At 69.4% G+C, this 4,143-nt stretch carries 3 protein-coding genes; 1 reads left to right on the forward strand and 2 read right to left on the reverse strand.

Going from position 1 to position 4,143, the window contains the following annotated elements:
• Window positions 1-23: 23 nt before the first annotated feature.
• A complete protein-coding gene (locus D7X74_RS40185) occupies window positions 24-2,210 on the reverse strand; it encodes a BamA/TamA family outer membrane protein (RefSeq protein ID WP_167508817.1) in 2,187 nt (728 codons plus the stop codon).
• A gap of 166 nt (window positions 2,211-2,376) precedes the next feature.
• Here D7X74_RS40185 and D7X74_RS40190 point away from each other — a divergent pair, with 166 nt between their 5' ends.
• The gene (locus D7X74_RS40190) at window positions 2,377-2,679 is read left to right on the forward strand and encodes a hypothetical protein (RefSeq protein WP_120538219.1); all 303 of its coding nucleotides are present in this window, start codon (window positions 2,377-2,379) and stop codon (window positions 2,677-2,679) included.
• A gap of 73 nt (window positions 2,680-2,752) precedes the next feature.
• On the opposite strand, the gene malQ is transcribed toward D7X74_RS40190, so the two are convergent.
• Window positions 2,753-4,143: 4-alpha-glucanotransferase (gene malQ / locus D7X74_RS40195; protein ID WP_120538220.1), on the reverse strand; the 1,391-nt coding region annotated here is incomplete at its 5' end.

The following is a 4,143-nucleotide window of genomic DNA, read 5'->3' on the forward strand; positions in this document are numbered from 1 at the left end:
GGCGGGGGTCGTGGACGACGGGCTCAAAACGCCTCTCCGATGGAGATGTGGACCGCGCACAGCCCTTCAGGGGCACCCGCGAACGCGGCTTCCGGGGAGGTCGAGGTCTTGCCGAACTTGCGTCCGAAGCCCAGGCATCCACCAGAGGACGGATAGATGTATGCGGGGTCGCTGACGGGCAATCCCCGCCCGATGTTCAGACGCCTTGCGATGTCCAGTCGGATGGGTCCCACGACCGTGAGGTAGCGCAGGCCGCCGCCCACGGCGTGGTAGTGCTCGGGACCGAACAGCTTGGGCGAGTTCTTGCCAACCAGGTTCTCCGTGCCTACGAGGCCCGAGTCGTAGAAGACGGCCAGCATCAGGCTGTCCGTCAGCATGTAGCGCAGCTCCACGGAGCTCTCGAAGAGGCTGTTGCCGCCCACGGGCACGGTGTTCCACTCGTCCAGGATGGGGTTGCCGTTGGCGTCCAGCAGCGTGTTGCCGTCGTCGTCCGTCTTGTAGCTGGGCGTGAGCGGCGTCATGGGCGACAGGCGCTGGCCGTTGAAGCCGCGCATGGCGGTGGCGCCGCCGGAGAAGAAGCGGGTGACGATGGAGCTGGGCTTGCCGTCCAGCGAGTTCAGCGTGCCCATGCGCAGCTTCACCGCCATCGTCAGGTCCTTCTTCTCCCCGATGGAGTGGTAGTAGCGCAGGTCCGGCAGCAGTCGGACGTAGTCGTAGTTGCCGAAGAACGGCCCGCCGCCCTTCTGGATGGAGAAGCCCACGTAGTAGCCGTCGCGCGGCTCGGTGCGGTCGTCGCGTCGGTCCCAGGCGAACGCCACCTCCAGGAAGCTCAGCGCGACGTCGCACTTCCCGGTGGGGTCGTTGCAGCCCAGGATGACGGGCGGCACGGTCTCATCCGCGGACACCTTGCCCTCCAGCCGGTAGAGCTGGAGGTTGTACGAGGGGAAGACGGAGAAGGACTCGTGGGGCTGCCAGATGACGCCCGCCTTCAGGTAGCCGCCGTAGTACTCGTACGCCTGCTGGAGGCCCTTCTCCGCGGTGACGGAGGTCTGCAGGCGCAGGTCACGGAAGAGGAAGCGCGGCTGTTCGAACTCCGTGGTGGCCTCGAACACGATGCCGCTCTTGCCGTCCTGGGTGCCGTCGGGATTGCTGCGCAGGGCCGCCAGGATGTTGGGGATGAACGCGTAGCCCAGCCGGCCGCGCAGTGTGAGGCGCCGCAGGCCTCCGCGGAAGTTGCGGTTGCTCCACTCGCCCAGGACACGGGCTTCCTGCCGCGCGGCGTCCACGCCCACACCGCCGCCCAGCCGGAGGGAGTGGAAGGGTGATTCGCGCACGTCCACCACCACCGGCACCGTGGCGTTCTGCCGGTCCGGCGCGCCCCGGTTCACCTTCACCGCGCCGAAGACGCCCATGCGGAAGACGCGCGCCTGGGCCTCCGCCAGGGCCTTCTCGCTGAAGTACTCGCCCTTGATGACGGCGCCCTGCGTCTGTTCGATGATGCGGCGGGGCGGCACCTGCGGGTTCGCGTCCGTGGCGATGAAGATGTTGCCGAAGCGGTAGCGCAGGCCCGGGACGATCCGCAGGTCCACGATGGCCTTCTGCGTGGCCACGTCCACCCGCACCTCTCCTCCCACCTCCGCCTCCGCGTACCCCAGGTCCTTGAGCCGCTCGGTGATGAGCTCCTTGGTGGCGCCCCACGTGTCCTCGCGGAACACGTCGCCCGCGCGCACCGGCAGCTCCTCCAGGATGAGCTCCCGCTGGCGCTGCGACGGCGCGTCCGGACCCTCTCCCAGCGCCTCCAGCCCGTGCGGTTCGATGCGGTCGATGAGGGTGGGGGCGCCCTCGTTGACGACCACCTTGAGGCGCACGGCCTTGTCGCCCTCGGGGATCACCTCGTTGGATTCCACCTGGGCCTGGTAGAAGCCCTCCGCCTGGTAGAACCGTTCGATGCGGCGCAGGTCCGCCTGCCACGCGTTGGTGTCGAAGTAGTGCGCCTTGCCGAACGGCCAGAACGCATACCAGGGCGTGGCGGAGGTGAGGATGCGGTCCTTGATGTCCCCGTCATCCACCTGCTTCGCTCCCTCGATGTCGAGGGACTTCACCTTCGGCCCGGAGGGCTGGGTGGAGGAGGTGGTGGCGCAGGCCGTCAGCAGCACGACCAGCGCGAGGGGCACGGCGGAGAGGAGTCGAGGGAGTCGGACGTCGGCCACGCCATGTTTCTTACTGGAAGGCCAGCGCCTGACGCGTTTCGCAATGTTTCTTTGTGCCTCGAATGTCGCATTCCACGACCTCGGGTCCCGGGTCAGTGTCCTTTAGGCCCCGGCCGGCGCGGAGGTGCGTGCAACCGGGCCCGGGGTGCGCCAGATTCGGGTCCCTATGGTCCGGCGAATCGCGATGCTGCTGTCGGTCACGCTGGTGCTCGCCACCGGCTGCGGCGTGAACGAGGACGAGGTGGTGCTGCTCAAGGAGGGGGAGGACCTCTCCGACACCCCCTACTGCGGCTCGCTCGGGTGCGCGGATCCGTTCCGCTACTGCGCGGAGCTGTTCCTGGACTTCGGTCGCTCGCCCCCGCTGTGCGTCGTGGAGAACATCTGCGACCGGCTGGAGTGCGCCAAGGCCGACCGCCGGTGCGCCGTGTTCGACGGCTTCCCCGGCCAGGTGAAGTGCATCGAGAACTGAAGCACGGCTGAGGCTCCCGGGGCGGCTGTCGTCCAGCGGCCCCGGGGCGGTGTGCTTCAGGTCGGCTCCACGCTCAGCGACGCGAGGAAGCGGTGAGCCACGAAAGCCGCTCCGCGGCGTCCTTCGTCTGGGGCTCGGTGAGCAGCGCGTCCGTGTTCTGCGCGATGCGGTAGGCCCAGTTGGCGTCGCCCATGGTGCCCGGCAGGTTGATGCGGTCGCGAGTGCCCAGCACGTCCTGCCACGGCAGCACGCACAGGTCCGAGCCCGAGTTGAGCGTGGCGGCCAGCGTGGCGCGGTGGATGTCCGGGGTGAACTCGCGCGTCACGGCCACGCCCTGGAACTCCGGCCAGGTGCGGGCGGCGCTCTGGCGCTCGTCCTCGCGCGCCTGCTCCCACCACTCGGCCTGCGGCTCCGTGTCGTGCGTGCCGGTGGTGACCAGCGACACGGCGGGGAAGGCGTGCGGGTCGCGGTAGGTGTTGTCGTCGCGCTCCCAGCGCAGCACCCGGTAGCCGGGCAGCTTCAGCTCCGCGAGGATTTGCCGGACGAAGGGCGGAATCACGCCCAGGTCCTCGGCGACGATGCCCGCGCCCTCCGACAGCAGGCGGAAGTGTTTCTCACCCTGGCGGCGCCACGTGGCCTCGTCCGCGGGCACGAAGTAGCCGGTGGGGTTCTTGTCGTCGCGGATCCACTGACGGAAGTAGCCCACCGCGTGGTCCACGCGGCGCAGGTCGTAGTAGCTGGCCGCCTTGGCCGCGCGCTTCTTCAGCCACGCGTAGTCGTCCTTCTCCATCGCCGCGAAGTCGAAGTAGGGCAGGCCCCAGTCCTGGCCCGTGGCGGAGAAGTCGTCGGGCGGCACGCCCAGGCGCGCGTCGCGGCGCAGGATGTCCGGGTGGGCCCAGCAGTCGGAGCTGTCCTGCCCGATGATGAAGGGCTCGTCGCCGCAGAGCAGCACGTCCTTCGCCTTCGCCTGCTGGCGCACGGCGTTCCACTGCGCCTCCGCCAGCCACTGGAGCCAGGCGTGGTAGCGCACGCGGCGCTCCAGGCCCTGGTTCTTCACGGCGAGCAGGGCTTCGGGCTGGCGCGTGCGCAGCCCTTCCGGCCACTGCCACCACGGGCGGCGGTCCTCCTTCTCGCTGATGGCGGTGAAGAGCGCGTAGCTCTCCAGCCACTCGCCCTGCGCCTCGCGCCACTTCTGGAACTCCTGGGCGCGCGGCGTGCGGGGCGTCCACTCGTGCTTTTCAAAGTGGTCGAAGGCGCGCGCGAACGCGGCGTCCTTCAGCGGGAACACCAGGTCGTATCTCACGCGCGGCGCGGAGCGGGCCTCACCCAGCTTCTGGCGCTGCTCGTCGCTGAGCGCGGCCTCGCCGCCGGTGGCCTGGAACTCCGGCACCTGGGCGAGGTCGATGAAGAGGGGGTTCAGGCCGAACGCGGACCGCGTGGCGTAGGGGCTGGGGTCGCCCGGGG

Origin of the sequence: Corallococcus sp. CA047B, from assembly GCF_003612065.1 — a bacterium.
GTDB lineage: Bacteria > Myxococcota > Myxococcia > Myxococcales > Myxococcaceae > Corallococcus > Corallococcus praedator.